We start from the raw sequence: 14,340 nt of genomic DNA, 5'->3' as shown, positions 1-14,340 counted from the left end.
CCCCGCGCCGGCTCACGGCCTTTCGGCGGCTCCCGGCCTTTCGGGGGCTCCCGGTCCCGTTTCGGCTCCCGGTCCCGTTTCGACGGTGGGGCACGCCTCCGCGACGGCGGACCGTGGCCCGTTGGAGCCGTGGCCCGACACCGTACGGTGGCAGCCGATCTCGACCGACCTGATCTGGGTGGAGTTGATCCGACTCGCGATCGTGGTGGCCATCGGCCTGGCCGTGACGGCGGTCGGCTGGGCACTGAGCGGTCACTGGCTGTTCGGACTCGCCCTCGCCATCGTGCTGGTGCTCGGCGGGTGGCGGGCCACGGCCATCGTCCGGGCGGTACGCGCCTGGGGCTACGCCGAGCGCGACGACGACCTGCTCGTGCGGCACGGACTGCTGGTCCGACGGTTGTCCATCGTCCCGTACTCCCGCATGCAGTTCGTCGACGTCAGCGCCGGGCCGCTGGAACGCGCCTTCGACCTGGCCACCGTGCAGTTGCACACGGCGGCGGCCGCCAGTGACGCGCGGGTGCCCGGCCTGCGTCCGGCGGAGGCATCCCGACTGCGCGACCGGCTCACCGCGCTCGGTGAGGACCGGGCGGAGGGGCTGTGACCACCCCGCGCAGGCGACCGCCGACACCACCGGGCGCTGGCCCGATGAGCGAGAGCCCCGTCGACCCCGGCACCGTGCCGCCATCTCCCGAAGGCGATTCCCCTGCCGGCACGTCGCACACCGGCGGCCCGCCGCATCCTGGCGGGTTTTCGGATGCTGGCGGGACGCAGTACCCAGCTGCGCCGCTGCACGCCGCCGCGCCGCGTCCGGTCGGGCCGTCATATCCCGCCGGGCCACCGTACTCGGCCGGGCCGCCGTATTCGGCCGGGCCGCCCGGGGCGGACCAGCCGTGGCCCGCCCCGGTGAGCGATGGTGGCGGGGAGCCTCGACAGCGGCTACACCCGCTCAGCCCGCTGCTGCACGGTGCCAAGTCACTGGTCGTGGTGATCGCCGGCCTGTCCTGGTCGACACTGTCGCGGGTCGGTTTCGGTTGGTTCGCCGCCATGGTGGTGGTGCTGGCGCTCGGCGCGACCGTGCTGTCGGTGATCAGCTGGTACAACACCGGCTACCACGTGGTGGGCCGCGAACTGCGGGTGCACGAGGGGCTGCTCTGGAGGCGTACCCGGGCGATCCCGTTGGAGCGGTTGCAGGCCGTGGAGGTGGTCCGGCCCCTGCTCGCCCAGCTCACCGGCCTGGCCGAGCTGCGCCTGGAGGTCGTCGGAGGAGGCAAGACCGAAGCGCCGCTGGCGTACCTCGGGGTGGCCGACGCCATCCGCCTGCGGGAGCGGCTGCTGGCGCTCGCCGGACGCGTGGTGCCGCCCGGCGACACCGCGCCCGCGACGCAGGTCGAGACGCCGACGGCCGTGCGGGCTCGGCCACTGCACGCGGTACGCAACCGGAACCTCCTGGTCAGCCAGTTGCTCACCCCGCAGGCGTTCCTGCTCCCGTTCGGCGTCGCCTTCGTCGTGGTGCAGTTCGTCACGGCCGGGTCGTGGTCGTTCATCGCGGTGGCGAGCACGCTGACCGCGATGGCCGGTGTGCTCCTGCAACCGATCCGCCGGGTCCTCGACGACTGGAACTTCCGGCTGGCCCGCGACGGTGGCACCCTGCGGGTGCACAACGGCCTACTGGAGACCCGCGCGCAGACCGTGCCGCTGGACCGGGTCCAGACCGTACGGGCCACCTGGCCGCTGCTGTGGCGGGTCAACGACTGGCTGCGACTGCGGTTGGAGGTGGCCGGCTACTCGCTCGCGGAGGCCGACGACCGCAACCGACCGGACCGGCTGCTGCCGGTGGGTGACCTGCCGACCGCCACGATGATCGTCGGCGAGGTGCTGCCCGGCGTACGCCTGGACGCGCTGACGCTGAGCCCGCCACCGCCCCGGACGCGCTGGCTGCACCCGCTCGGACGCGGCGCGCTCGGCGCGGGACTGTTCGACCGGGTCTTCGCCACCCGGTCCGGGCTGCTCACCCGGCAGTTGGCGATCGTGCCGTACGCCCGGATCCAGAGCGTGCGCGTCGTGCAGGGGCCGGTGCAGCGCCGGCTGCGGCTGGCGACCGTGTACGCGGACACGGCCGGCGGCTCGGGCGCGGCGGCCCAGGACCGCGACCTAGCCGAAGCCTGGTCCCTGGCAGCCGACCTGACCCGCAGAGCCCACCAAGCCCGCCACCAAACCCCCTAAACCCAAACCCCAAACCCCACCCACCTCCCACCTCCCACCCCACCGCCCCAGCGCCCCAGCGCCCCAGCGCCCCAGCGCCCCAGCGCGGTGATCATGAAGTTATTGCCCCGACACGCCGACGCGCAGGGCAATAACTTCATGATCACCGGGACGGACCGGGGGCCGGAGCCGGGGGGGGTCAGTGGTCGGCGGGGACCGAGGGGTGGGTGGTGGTGCTGTCTGGTTCGCGGAGGGGCGGGGGGTCGGGCTGGTTGGGGGGAGGTTGCGTTCCGGCCTTCGGGTGGCGGGCGCGGTAGGCCCGCCACGCCCGCTCGGCCAGACCGACGACCAGGTAGGTCAGCCCGACGTACGTCCAGCCCACCAGCACGTCGATCACGTAGTGCTCGCCGGAGTAGACCAGGGTGAAGGTCATCGCCAGGGGGTACGCGAGCAGCAGCGGCCACCAGCGGCGGCGGGTGGTGTGCAGGAAGAACAGCACCACGAACAGCGCCCACGCGGTGTGCAGCGACGGCATGGCGGCGACCGGGTTGGAGGCGATCTGGCCGGCGTTGAGCACGTTGCCGGCGCCGTGCATGCCGAACGCCTTCCAGCCCCGGGTGGAGATCCGCGCCACCTCGGTGAGCAGGCCGTTCTGCGCGGCCCACCAGGGCGGCGCGGCCGGGTAGACGAAGTACGTGACCAGGCCGGCGGCACACAGGAAGCCCCACCGCCGCATGTAGGCGGCCCAGCGGTGCCGGTCCCGCATCCAGAGCACGGCGGCGGCGGCCAGCGCCACCACGAAGTGCGAGAAGTACACCCAGCTCGCCGCGATGTCCCACCAGTGCACCTGTGGGCGGTAGAGGTGCTCCTGCAACCAGACGGTGGGCACCTCCCCACCGGTGGCCCAGCCGAACATGAACCGGTCGGCGACGATCAGCTCCATGGCGTGCGGGGTGGCGCCGTTGTCGGCGAACCCGCGCGAGAGGTTGTACGCGGCCAGGAGCAGCACCACCGGCACCCAGTCCCGGGCGAAGCGCAGGTGGCTGCGCCACGGGCGGTCGCTGTTCCAGGCGATGGTCCCGAGCCAGATCCACACGAAGGCGTACGCCGGGTCGGTGGGCAGCCCGATGCCGAGCCACGCGGCGACGAAGGCGACCGCCCAGATCGTCATGGCGACGACGCGCCGACGACCCGCGTCCGGGGACGTGGGTGGGTCGGTCCGGGCGGGGGGCTGGGGGTCAGTCACGACGGCCATCGCGGTCAAGGTTAACGACGGCTACGGCATCGACCGACGGGTACCACCCGGAGGGGCGGCGCACAGGTGGGAGGGCGGGCGGCGCCGGGATCGCCGGGCGCGTGCTCGACGGGGTCTGCGAACACCTAGGCTGACGACCATGCAGGAGCAGCCCGAGCCGGCCCTCGCGCCGGGTCTGACCGCCCAGGTCGAGCTGACCGTCACCGACGCGGACACCGCCCAGGCGGTGGGTTCGGGGGACGTACCGGTGCTGGGCACGCCCCGGGCGCTCGCGCTCGCGGAGGCGGCCACCGTCGCGGCCACGGCGACGGCGATGCCGCCCGGTTCGACGACGGTCGGCACGCGGGTCGAGCTGGAGCACCTCGCGCCGACGGTGGTGGGCCGTACGGTACGGGCGCAGGCGCTGCTGACGACGGTCGACGGTCGGCGGTTGTCGTTCGAGGTCAGCGTCTCCGACGGCGACCAGACGGTGGCCCGGGGCCGGGTGGACCGGCTCCTGGTGGACCGGCAACGCTTCGTCGACCGGGCCGGGCGGGCGTCGTGAGCGGCGGGTTCGTCGAGGTCGCCGACCGGGTGTACGTGCGGGTCGAGCCCCTGCTGCGGGTCAACGTCACCCTCGTCGTCGGCGACGACGGGGCGCTGCTGGTGGACACGCTCTCCTCGGCGGGGCAGGCGACCGAGCTGGTCGCCGCCGTCCGGGGGGTCACCGACCGTCCGCTGACCCTGGTCAACACGCACCACCACTACGACCACTGCTTCGGCAACGCCGTCCTGGCCGGCGAACCACCTCGACCGGTGTACGCGCACGAGCGGGCCGCCGCCGCTCTGCGCGACGACCCGGAGGGGCTGCGCCGGGAGGCGTACGAGGAGGTGCGCGCGGAGCACCCGGAGCTGGCCGTCGACCTGGCGGACACCCCGCTGCTGGCCCCGACGCACGCGGTGCACACGGAGACGACGCTCGACCTGGGCGGCCGGCGGGTGCTGCTGCGGCACCCGGGGCGCGGGCACACCGACGCCGACCTGGTGGCGCACGTGCCCGACGCGGACGTGCTCGTCGCCGGCGACCTGGTGGAGCAGAGCGGTCCGCCCGCCTTCGAGGACTCGTACCCCCTGCAGTGGCCGGACGCCGTCGCGGACCTGCTGCGGCTGACGACGCCGGGCACGGTGGTGGTCCCGGGCCACGGCGACGTGGTGGACGTCGACTTCGTCCGGGCCCAGCACGCCGAGCTGGTACGGCTGGCCTGGCTGATCCGGGCCGCGCACACCGGCGGCGCGCCGCCGGAGCGGGTGGCCGCCGAGGCGCCCTTCGGGGCACGCGCGGCTCTGCTCGCGGCCCGCCGCGGCTACCGCGAGCTGAACGGCGAAGCCTGACCCCGAGAACCCGCGCCGCCGTGCCCGCCCTGTCCGCCCTGCCGCGCCGATCTTGCACTTTGGGTTGCCGATAAGTCCCTCATCTGGGGCAATGTCGGCGCAGAAAGTGCAAGATCGGCGCGGAAAAGGGGGGGGCGGGTTAGACCCCCGTGCGGCGCCACTGTTGGTTCAGGGCAGTGGTGCAGGTGGATTGCACGGCGCGGGCGCCGTCGGTGGTGGCGGCGTTGAGGATGGTCAGGCACTTGTTGCTGTGCCTCGCTACCAGTTGTGCTGCGCCGGTGCCTTGGTCCTGGACGCGCCACTGCTGGTTGGTGCCTCCGTTGCAGGTCCACTGGGTGACCCGGACGCCGTCGCCGGTGGCGCTCGCGCCGCCGTACACGTCCAGGCACTTACCGCTGTGCGCGCTGACCACCGTCTGGTAACCGCCACCGGCGTCCTGGAACCGCCACCGCTGGTTGGCCTGCCCGTTCGCACTCCACTGCACGATGTCGGCGCCGTCGGTCGTGGCGTTGTTGGAGACGTCCAGCAGCTTCCCGCTGTGCTGAGCGGCGAGGGTGTAGGTGGTCGGGACGGGCACGGTGCTTCCCGGGGTCAGCCGGTAGAGCCCGGCGCCGTGGGCCGGGAGCGAACGGGTGAGGGTCCCGGTCACGGTGCCGAGGGCCGCGCCGGACCACAGGTCGGTCACGGTGGCCGAGCCGATTCCGAGGTCGGCCAGGTTGACCGAGACGTCCGCCGCGCCGCTCTCGCGGTTGAACAGGGCGAGGTAGCGGTCGGCGCTGCCGGGCACGTCGGCGGTCCACGCCTGCCGGGTGCCGCCGGTGAGCTGACGGTTGTTGGCGCTGTTCTGGTCGACGGCCAGCACCGCGGTGTTGGTCATCAACGCCAGCTCCGAGGCGCGGTTCTCGACCAGGTTGCCACCCCACATCAGCGGCGCGCGGTTGATCGCCCAGAGCGTCATCAGGGTGCGCTGCTCGTCCGAGGTGAGGTTGGAGTAGCGCGGTGAGCCGACGGGCCCGTACTTGGAGAGCCGGCCGATGGGGATCATGTCCGGGTCGGGCCAGGCGCCGGTGGCGCGGTACGGGGTCCAGTTGCGGAGTTGGTCGAAGAGGGCGTCGACGGACGACCAGTTGTCCCAGAGGTCGTTGACGATCCGCCACATGTGCGCGTTGGCCTGGACGTGGCTTCCGCTGGCCAGCGGGGTCGCGCCGGGCGACAGGCTCAGCACCATCGGACGGCCACTGCGCTGGATCGCCAGCTTGTAGCCCTCGATCTCCGCCTGCCGGTAGGTCGGCGCGGCGATGTCGTCCACCTTCACGAAGTCGATCCCCCAGGACGCGAGCAGTTGGAACACCGAGTCCAGGTAGCTCTGCGCGCAGGGGTTGGACATGTTCAGGCCCCACATGAGGTTGAGCCAGGCCGCGGTGGTGCTGTTGTTGATCTGGTTGGCGCGGCAACTGGTGCCCGAGATCGGGACGTTGTCGGCCACCGCCTGGCGGGGGATGCCCCGCATCAGGTGGACCCCGACCTTCAGGCCCTGGGCGTGGATGTAGTCGGCCAGGGGTTTGAACCCGTTGTCACCGGCGGCGGAGGGGAACCGGGTGGTGTCGGGCAGCAGCCGACCGTTGGCATCCATCCGGAGCCGGGGTTGCAGGTTGGAGTCCTGGTTGGGGCTGTTGTTGTGTCGTCCGGGGTAGTACCACCCCCAGTCGATGACGATGTACTGCCAGCCGGACTGCCGCAGGTTGGTGGCCATGTAGTCGGCGTTTGCCCGTACGTCGGCCTCGGTGACGCTCCAGTTGAACGAGTCGTAGCTGTTCCACCCCATCGGCGGGGTGCTGGCCACCGCGTTGTCCCAGGCGCGCGCCGGCTCCGGAGCACTGACGGCGACGCCGCCGACGGCAACCAGGGCGACGACCAGCACGGCGGCGAGGCGGCGGAATGACGGTGGTACCAGGACGAGTCTCATCGGAGTCTCCCGGATAACACGCAGGAAATAGGCAGACGCCGATGTTAACGTTCACATAACAGGGACGTCAACCAACCGTCACCCGCCCTCAACCGCCGAAGCGGCGTTCGACCTCGGCGCGGGTGGGCATGGCGGTGGCCCCGCCCGGCGACTCACAGACCAGACCGGCGACCCGCAGCGCGAACGCCACCGAATCGACCCAGCCCGTCGGATCGGCCGGCTCGCCGTCGCGCAGCAGGTCGGCGATGAGCGCGGCCATGACCGAGTCACCGGCGCCGGTGGCGTCGACGGCGTCCACCTTCGGCGCCGGCACCCGCACCGGGTCGGCCTCGGCGGCGGCGAGCACCGCGCCGGCCGCGCCGAGCGTCACCACCACGGTGGACGCGCCCAGCTCCCGCAGGTACGCGGCGACCCCCTCGACCGGCTCACCCGGGTACAGCAGCCCGGCGTCGGCGCTGCTCAACTTGACCAGGTGCGCGCCCGCGGCGAACTCCGCCACCACCTGCCGCAACCCGTCCAGCGCGACCGGCCCGTCGAGCAGTCGCGGGCGGACGTTCGGATCGAGGACCCGCAGGCCGGTGGCGAGCGACCAGGCCCGGCGGGCGGCGGCCAGCGTGCCCGGCTCGAGCAGCACGATCGAGCCGCAGTAGAGCACGTCCGCGCCCTCGGTCAGCGCCAGGTCCACGTCGTCCGGGCCGAGCAGGCCGTACGAGCGCGGCTCGCCGTAGAAGTGGAAATCCGGTTCCGGGCCGGCGTACGTCACCACCGCCAGCGTGGTCGGCGCGGACACCGTGACCGCACCGGCCAGTCCGACGCCGACCCCACTCAGGAAGTCGCGGATCCGCTGACCCAGCACGTCGTCACCGAGCGAGCCGACGAACTCCGCCGCCCCGCCGAGCCTGGTCACCCCGACGGCGACGTTGAGCGGGCCGCCACCGATGGCCTGCCGGTAGACCCGCTCCCCGTCGACGTCGCCGTCGAGCAGGTCGACGAGCGCCTCGCCGAGCACCACCGCGTACCCCATCAGAGCCCCCTCGCCGTCGGCGGCCGCGACGGCCGCCTCGCCCCAGGCTGGCACAGCGGGATCAGTCCGCGTGGTGGATCGGCCCGTCGGTCGCGGCCAGGGGGCGGCCACTGCCGCCCCAGCGGGCCGCGACGATCTGCGCGGCCACGCTGACCGCGGTCTCCTCGGGGGTACGACCGCCGAGGTCCAGCCCGATCGGTGAGGCCAGCCGGTCGAGCTGTGCGGTGCTGAGCCCCGCCTCGCGTAGCAGTTTGTGCCGTTCGTCGTGGGTACGTCGCGACCCCATCGCGCCGACGTACGCCAGGGGTTGGCGCAGGGCCAACGCCAGCAGCGGCACGTCGAACCTCGGGTCGTGGGTGAGCACGCAGACGACCGTGCGCCGGTCGACCCGGCCGGCGTCGATCTCGTCCCGCAGGTAGCGGTGCGGCCACCGCACCACCACCTCGTGCGCGTCGGGGAAGCGCCGGCCGGTGGCGAAGACGGGCCGAGCGTCGCAGACGGTCACCCGGTAGCCGAGGAACGCGCCGATGTGCGCCACCGCCGCCGCGAAGTCGATCGCCCCGAAGACGATCATCCGGGGCGCGGTGGCGTACGCGGCCACGAAGAGACTGAGGCCGCTGCCCCGGCGCTGGCCCTGGTAGCCGTACCCCAGGACGCCGCTGTGCCCGGCGGCGAGCAGCCCGAGCGCGTCGTCGGCCGCGGCGTCGTCCAGCCGGTCGTCGCCGAGTGAGCCCGCCACCCGCCGCCCGGTCAGCACCAGCCGGCGACCCAGCCGCCCCGCCGGGTCGGACGTGTCACCGGCATCGGCGGCCACGCACGTGACGACCGCGGCCGGTTCGCCGGCCTGTCGCGCGGCGGCGACCACGTCGAGCTGCGCCAGCGCACCGCCGTCGAACCGCTCGACGAACACGTCCAGCAGGCCGCCGCAAGTGAGCCCGACGGCGTACGCCTCGTCGTCGCTGACGCCGTAGTGCACCAGCTCCGGTACGCCGGTGTCGAGCACGTGGCGGGCCCGCTCGTACAGGTCCGCCTCGACGCAGCCGCCGGAGACGCTGCCGGTGACCGTGCCGTCGGCGGCGACGAGCATGGCGGCGCCGGGCGGTTGCGGCGCGGACCGCCAGGTGGCGACCACGGTGGCCAGGGCGACCGGCTCGCCGGCCCGGCAGCGGCGGTGCAGTTCGTCGAACACGTCGGGCACGCGCTGCCGCCTCCTTCGTCTGCGCGACGCCACGGGCGACGTAAGGCGACCCGAGGCGGGGCGATCCGCCCGGACGGCAGTCGTCGCCGTAGGAAGGCAGACCATCACTATAGGAAGGATCCCGCCGGTGCGGACAGAAGTCCGAGGCTCCGACGCCGGCCCGCCGTGTTTAACACATCGAGGAACGACTATTGCGCCGGCGGCGGACGACGTGTTGGGATGGCCCGTACCGGGTGGTGCGAGGGCTGTCGCGCCGCCGGTTGCCGGGTTGATGGACGCGAGGGCACCGGTCCAGGACAGGACCGTCGATGGCGCGTGTCCGCCGGCCGATCTTCTGCCGGGGCGCGCCAGGGTGATCGTCGTATCCGCTTGCGGCGGGGCGGCCTCGGGCGGCACGCCTCGCGAGTCAGGAGAACCCGTGAACCGTTCCCGTACGGCCGCAGTGCTCACCGCGGCCCTGACCTTTGCGCTGGGCGCCGTCGCCCTGGCGTCCAGTCCACAACCGGCGGCCGCGCACGGCGCGGCGATGACGCCGGGCAGCCGCACCTACCTCTGCTGGCAGGACGGCATGAGCCAGACCGGCGAGATCAGGCCGAACAACCCGGCGTGTGCCGCCGCCGTGGCGCAGAGCGGCACGAACTCGCTCTACAACTGGTTCAGCGTGCTGCGCTCCGACGCCGGTGGCCGTACCACCGGCTTCATCCCGGACGGGCAGCTGTGCAGCGGTGGCAACACCGGCTACCGGGGCTACGACCTGGCCCGCACCGACTGGCCGCTGACCCACCTGACGTCCGGCGCGCGGCTGGACTTCAAGTACAGCAACTGGGCGCACCACCCGGGCACCTTCTACTTCTACGTGACGAAGGACAGCTGGAGCCCCACCCGCGCGCTGGCCTGGAGCGACCTGGAGGAGCCGTTCCTGACGGTGACCAACCCGCCGCAGCGCGGCGCGGTCGGCACCAACGACGGTCACTACTACTTCAGCGGCAACCTGCCGTCGGGCAAGAGCGGTCGGCACATCATCTACTCCCGCTGGGTGCGTTCGGATTCGCAGGAGAACTTCTTCGGCTGCTCCGACGTGACGTTCGACGGTGGTAGCGGGCAGGTGACCGGTGTGGGTCCGGGCGGGTCGAACCCGACCACCCCGCCGCCCACGACGCCGCCGCCCACCACGCCGCCGCCGACGACCCCGCCGCCCACCACTCCCCCGCCCACCACTCCCCCGCCGACCACCCCGGCGCCGACCACGCCGGCACCGACCGGTGACTGCATGGCCGTCTACTCGGTGACCAGCACCTGGCAGGGCGGATTCCAGGGACAAGTCACGATCATGAACCACGGCAGCACGCCGTTCTCCGGCTGGACCGCGAGCTGGACCTGGCCCAGCGGACAAGTGATCAACCAGGTCTGGAATGCCACCCAGACGACGTCCGGCGCCTCGGTGACCGCGACGAACGTCCAGTACAACGGCACGGTCGCGCCCGAGGGCACGACATCGTTCGGCTTCCTGGCGAGTAGCACAGGAACCAACGCCCTCCCAACAGTCACCTGCGCCCGTCGCTGAGGTCCCCTGAAATGATCAAGAGGTTTGCGTCATCCGGAGCGCTTCCGGTGACGCAAACCTCTTGATCGACAGGGTCGAGTCGCGGGTCAGCGGACCATGGAACCGACCACCGGCTTCGTCAGCAGGGCCGACTGGTTGCGCTGGATGCCCGGGTCGAGCGTCTTGGCCACGAAGATGGCGTGCCAGATGCAGAAGATCAGCACCGTCCACACCTTGCGGGAGTGGTCGAACTCCTCCCGCTTGTGCTCGTCGAGCAGCCGCAGCGCGTACGACAGGTCGAGCAGGTCGCCCGCGCCCGAGGTGCTCAGCACGTGGCGGGCCCACTCGTACATCTCGCCGCGCAGCCACACCCGGGTCGGGGTCGGGAAGCCCAGCTTCTTGCGGTTGACGATCGCCGGCGGGACGACGCCCTGCAACGCCTGGCGCATCGCGTACTTGGTGGCGTCGGAGCGCGGCGGCAGCTTCAGGTCCACCGGGATCTTCGCCGCGACGTCGAACACCTCGCGGTCGAGGAACGGCACCCGCACCTCCAGCGAGTGCGACATCGAGATCCGGTCGGCCTTGACCAGGATGTCGCCGCGCAGCCAGGTGTAGAGGTCGACGTACTGCATCTTGGTGACGTCGTCCAGCTCGGTGCACTCGGCGTAGATCGGGGCGGTCACGTCGGTGTAGCGCACCGAGGGGTCGTAGCGGCGCAGCAGGTGCTGCTTCTCCTCCTCGGTGAACATCCGCGCGTTGCCGTAGTAGCGCTCCTCGATCGGGGTGGTGCCCCGCTCCAGGAAGCTCTTGCCCTTGACACCCTGCGGGATGGCCTTGGAAACCGCCCGCAGCCCCTTCTGCACCCCGCCGGGCAGACCGTTGACGGTGCCCAGCGACAGCGGCTCCCGGTAGATCGTGTAACCACCGAAGAACTCGTCGGCCCCCTCACCGGAGAGCACCACCGTGACGTGCTCGGCGGCCTTCTTCGCCACGAAGTACAGCGGCACCAGCGCCGGGTCCGCCACCGGGTCGTCCAGGTGCCAGACGATCTTCGGCAGCGCGTCGATCATGTCCTGCGGACCGATCTTGGTGGGGATGGTGGTGACGTCCAGGTGCCGCGCCGACTCCTGGGCGACGTCGATCTCGGAGTAACCCGGGACGTCGTAGCCGACGGTGAAGGTCAGGATGTTCGGGTTGAACTCGCGGGCCAGCGCGACCACGGCGGTCGAGTCGATGCCACTGGACAGGAACGAGCCGACCGGCACGTCCGAGCGCATGTGCATGCGCACGCTCTCGCGCAGCGTCTCGCGGATCTCGTGGTACAGCTTCTGCTCGTCGTCGACCGGCGCCGGCCGGAACACCGGCCGGTACCACCGCCGTACGTCGATCCGCCCGCCCGGGGTCCAGGTCAGGTACTCCCCCGAGCCGATCCGGCTGATGCCCTTGTGCAGCGTGCCGGGCTCCGGCACGTACTGCAGGGTCAGGTAGTGACTCAGGTTCGCCGCGTCCACGCCCGCGTCGCCCTGGTAGTTGCTGTGCGCGAACGGCAGCAGCGCCTTCTTCTCCGACGCCAGGTAGAGGCCGTCGGCGGTCTCCAGGTAGTGCAGCGGCTTGATGCCGAAGTAGTCGCGGGCGCCGAACGCGCGCCGCTCCTGCCGGTCCCAGATGACGAAGGCGAACATGCCGCGCAACCGGGTGAGCACCTGCTCGCCCCAGTAGTGGTAGCCGGCGACGATCACCTCGCCGTCACCGGCGGTGGCGAACTGCGCGCCGAAGTCCCGGATCAGCTCGTCACGCAGCTCGATGTAGTTGTAGATCTCACCGTTGAAGGTCAGCAGGTAACGGCCGTTCGCGTAGGGCAGCGGCTCGTGACTCGACGCGACGTCGATGATGGCGAGCCGCTTGTGGGCGAACACTCCGTCCGCGTACCGGCCGGACGCGTCGCCGACCACCTCGACCCCTGTCTCGTCCGGGCCGCGGTGGTGCAGGCATTCCAATGCTCCGGCGATGTGGTCGCGGTGCGCGGCGGCGTTGCCGTTCGCGCTGAAGAAGGCCAGGAGTCCGCACATGGTCGTCATCTTTCCACGCGCTCCGTCGGCCCGTCGCAGCCGTCCGTCGTTCCGGGCGCTCCCGGCCGTCACCACCGCGAACCGGGCGCGCGGTACCGTCGGGACCAGCCACGAGCGGAGGGGAGCGGCGCAATGACCGAGGAACGCAAAAGCACCGAGGGTACGCCGACAGACGGCACGGAATCGCACGATCCGGACTTTCCGGAGGCGTTCCTGTCGTTCATGCGGCAGGGCTGGCGCGACACCGAACTCCCGGTCACGCCGCGTCCGGAGGTCCCCAACTACGCCAAGCGGCGGGCCGCGCTCTCCGCGGCCTTCCCGGGCGAGACGCTGGTCATCCCGACCGGCGGCGAGAAGGTCCGCGCCAACGACACCACCTACCCGTTCCGGCCGGGCAGCGACTTCGCCTACCTGACCGGTGACCACGACCCGGACAGCGTGCTGGTGCTGCGCCCGAACGGCTCGGGCCACGACGCGACGCTGTACATGCGGCCCCGCTCGTCCCGGGAGACCGACGAGTTCTTCCGCAGCCGGCACGGCGAGCTGTGGGTGGGCCGGCGGCACACCCTCGGCGAGAAGTCCACCGAACTGGACCTGCCCACCGCCGACCTGACCGGGCTGGAGGCGGCGCTGGCCGACCTCGCTCCGGGGCGTACCCGGGTGTTGCGCGGTTTCGACGCCCAGGTGGACGCGGCCGTGCGCCCCTACGACGGGCCGCGCGCCGAGGGGCAGCCGGCCCGCGACCGGGAGTTGGCCATCGCCATCTCGGAGCTGAAGCTCGTCAAGGACGAGTGGGAGATCGGCCAGCTCCAGGACGCGATCGACGCCACCGTCCGGGGCTTCGAGGACGTCGCCCGCGTCCTGCCGGCCGACCGGGCCGTCTCCGAGCGGCTGCTGGAGGGCATCTTCGCGCTGCGTGCGCGGCACGACGGCAACGACGTCGGGTACGGCTCGATCGTCGGCGCGGGCGAGCACGCCACGATCCTGCACTGGGTGCACAACCACGGCGCTACCCGCCCGGGTGACCTGCTGCTCATGGACATGGGGGTCGAGGGGCGCAACCTCTACACCGCCGATGTGACCCGGGTGCTGCCGGTCGACGGTCGGTTCACCGCCCTGCAACGCCAGGTCTACGACATCGTGTACGCCTCGCAGCAGGCCGGCATGGACGCCATCCGCCCCGGCGTGAAGTTCAAGGACGTCCACCTGACCTGCATGCGGGTGCTCGCCGAGGGCCTGTCCGACCTGGGCCTGCTGCCGGTGAGCGTGGACGAGGCCATGGACGAGAAGTCCTCGGTCTACCGGCGCTGGACGCTGCACGGCTTCGGTCACATGCTCGGCATCGACGTGCACGACTGCTCGAACGCCCGCAAGGAGACGTACCGCGACGGCGCCCTGGGCGAGGGCTACGTGCTCACCGTGGAGCCGGGTCTCTACTTCCAGCCCGAGGACGAGCTGGTCCCCGCCGAGCTGCGCGGCATCGGCATCCGCATCGAGGACGACGTCCTGGTGACCGCGACCGGCGCGGTGAACCTGTCGGCTGGCCTGCCGCGCACCTCCGACGAGGTGGAGACCTGGCTGGCCGAGCAGCGCGAGGCCGGGCCCCGCCTGCCCGGCTGACCCGCCCGTACGGCCCCGGGGGGGGGGGGGGGGGGGCCCCGGGGGCGGGGGGCCCCCCCCCAGGCGGCCCGACCCCCGCGCCCCCCCCCCCC

The 14,340-nt window shown here is 72.2% G+C and carries 11 protein-coding genes; 6 read left to right on the top strand and 5 right to left on the bottom strand.

Annotated elements, in window-relative coordinates; translation table 11 throughout:
* Positions 1 to 85 precede the first annotated feature (85 nt).
* Together ACIA3K_RS27325 and ACIA3K_RS27320 are read left to right on the top strand one after the other, a co-directional pair.
* Positions 86 to 601, top strand: a complete 516-nt coding sequence (locus tag ACIA3K_RS27325; protein WP_396804520.1) for a PH domain-containing protein — start codon at positions 86 to 88, stop codon at positions 599 to 601.
* 44 nt (positions 602 to 645) lie between these two features.
* Complete coding sequence (locus ACIA3K_RS27320) at positions 646 to 2,223, top strand: PH domain-containing protein (protein WP_396804519.1); 1,578 nt, start codon at positions 646 to 648, stop codon at positions 2,221 to 2,223.
* Positions 2,224 to 2,401: 178 nt separating this feature from the next.
* On the opposite strand, the gene ACIA3K_RS27315 is transcribed toward ACIA3K_RS27320, so the two are convergent.
* Positions 2,402 to 3,457, bottom strand: coding sequence for a phosphatase PAP2 family protein (locus ACIA3K_RS27315; RefSeq protein ID WP_396804518.1), 1,056 nt, complete (start codon positions 3,455 to 3,457; stop codon positions 2,402 to 2,404).
* Between the two features lie 139 nt (positions 3,458 to 3,596).
* Here ACIA3K_RS27315 and ACIA3K_RS27310 point away from each other — a divergent pair, with 139 nt between their 5' ends.
* Together ACIA3K_RS27310 and ACIA3K_RS27305 are read left to right on the top strand one after the other, a co-directional pair.
* Positions 3,597 to 4,001, top strand: coding sequence for a hotdog domain-containing protein (locus ACIA3K_RS27310; protein WP_355052715.1), 405 nt, complete (start codon positions 3,597 to 3,599; stop codon positions 3,999 to 4,001).
* On the top strand, positions 3,998 to 4,828 hold the full coding sequence (locus ACIA3K_RS27305) for an MBL fold metallo-hydrolase (RefSeq protein WP_396804517.1): 831 nt from the start codon (positions 3,998 to 4,000) through the stop codon (positions 4,826 to 4,828). The genes ACIA3K_RS27310 and ACIA3K_RS27305 overlap by 4 nt, the downstream gene beginning before the upstream one ends.
* Positions 4,829 to 4,967: 139 nt before the next feature.
* On the opposite strand, the gene ACIA3K_RS27300 is transcribed toward ACIA3K_RS27305, so the two are convergent.
* The 3 genes from ACIA3K_RS27300 to ACIA3K_RS27290 all read right to left on the bottom strand — a co-directional run bounded on the left by ACIA3K_RS27300 (position 4,968) and on the right by ACIA3K_RS27290 (position 9,016).
* Positions 4,968 to 6,794, bottom strand: a complete 1,827-nt coding sequence (locus ACIA3K_RS27300) for an alpha-galactosidase (protein ID WP_396804516.1) — start codon at positions 6,792 to 6,794, stop codon at positions 4,968 to 4,970.
* Between the two features lie 88 nt (positions 6,795 to 6,882).
* On the bottom strand, positions 6,883 to 7,818 hold the full coding sequence (locus tag ACIA3K_RS27295; protein ID WP_396804574.1) for a PfkB family carbohydrate kinase: 936 nt from the start codon (positions 7,816 to 7,818) through the stop codon (positions 6,883 to 6,885).
* 61 nt (positions 7,819 to 7,879) lie between these two features.
* The gene (locus ACIA3K_RS27290) at positions 7,880 to 9,016 is read right to left on the bottom strand and encodes an XdhC family protein (protein WP_396804515.1); all 1,137 of its coding nucleotides are present in this window, start codon (positions 9,014 to 9,016) and stop codon (positions 7,880 to 7,882) included.
* 418 nt (positions 9,017 to 9,434) lie between these two features.
* Between ACIA3K_RS27290 and ACIA3K_RS27285 the strand changes: the two genes are divergently transcribed.
* Positions 9,435 to 10,580: a lytic polysaccharide monooxygenase gene (locus ACIA3K_RS27285; RefSeq protein ID WP_396804514.1), complete on the top strand. Its 1,146-nt coding sequence runs from the start codon at positions 9,435 to 9,437 to the stop codon at positions 10,578 to 10,580.
* A gap of 86 nt (positions 10,581 to 10,666) precedes the next feature.
* Here ACIA3K_RS27285 and asnB read toward each other — a convergent pair whose 3' ends face one another.
* Positions 10,667 to 12,628 carry an asparagine synthase (glutamine-hydrolyzing) gene (asnB, locus tag ACIA3K_RS27280; RefSeq protein WP_396804513.1) on the bottom strand — a complete coding sequence of 654 codons (1,962 nt, stop codon included), beginning with the start codon at positions 12,626 to 12,628 and terminating at the stop codon, positions 10,667 to 10,669.
* Between the two features lie 132 nt (positions 12,629 to 12,760).
* Here asnB and ACIA3K_RS27275 point away from each other — a divergent pair, with 132 nt between their 5' ends.
* Positions 12,761 to 14,248 carry an aminopeptidase P family protein gene (locus ACIA3K_RS27275; protein ID WP_355052709.1) on the top strand — a complete coding sequence of 496 codons (1,488 nt, stop codon included), beginning with the start codon at positions 12,761 to 12,763 and terminating at the stop codon, positions 14,246 to 14,248.
* Positions 14,249 to 14,340: the final 92 nt, after the last annotated feature.

The sequence above is a fragment of the Micromonospora sp. NPDC051543 genome (assembly GCF_044454415.1).
Lineage (GTDB): Bacteria > Actinomycetota > Actinomycetes > Mycobacteriales > Micromonosporaceae > Micromonospora.
This window is presented reverse-complemented; position numbering and strand designations above follow the sequence as displayed.

Bases quoted from the DNA above. Each gene is read 5' to 3' on its own strand.
- ACIA3K_RS27315 (WP_396804518.1), bottom strand. From the start codon at position 3,457: ATGGCCGTCGTGACTGACCCCCAGCCCCCCGCCCGGACCGACCCACCC.
- ACIA3K_RS27320 (WP_396804519.1), top strand. From the start codon at position 646: ATGAGCGAGAGCCCCGTCGACCCCGGCACCGTGCCGCCATCTCCCGAA.
- ACIA3K_RS27300 (WP_396804516.1), bottom strand. From the start codon at position 6,794: ATGAGACTCGTCCTGGTACCACCGTCATTCCGCCGCCTCGCCGCCGTG.
- asnB (WP_396804513.1), bottom strand. From the start codon at position 12,628: ATGTGCGGACTCCTGGCCTTCTTCAGCGCGAACGGCAACGCCGCCGCG.
- ACIA3K_RS27310 (WP_355052715.1), top strand. From the start codon at position 3,597: ATGCAGGAGCAGCCCGAGCCGGCCCTCGCGCCGGGTCTGACCGCCCAG.
- ACIA3K_RS27295 (WP_396804574.1), bottom strand. From the start codon at position 7,818: ATGGGGTACGCGGTGGTGCTCGGCGAGGCGCTCGTCGACCTGCTCGAC.
- ACIA3K_RS27275 (WP_355052709.1), top strand. From the start codon at position 12,761: ATGACCGAGGAACGCAAAAGCACCGAGGGTACGCCGACAGACGGCACG.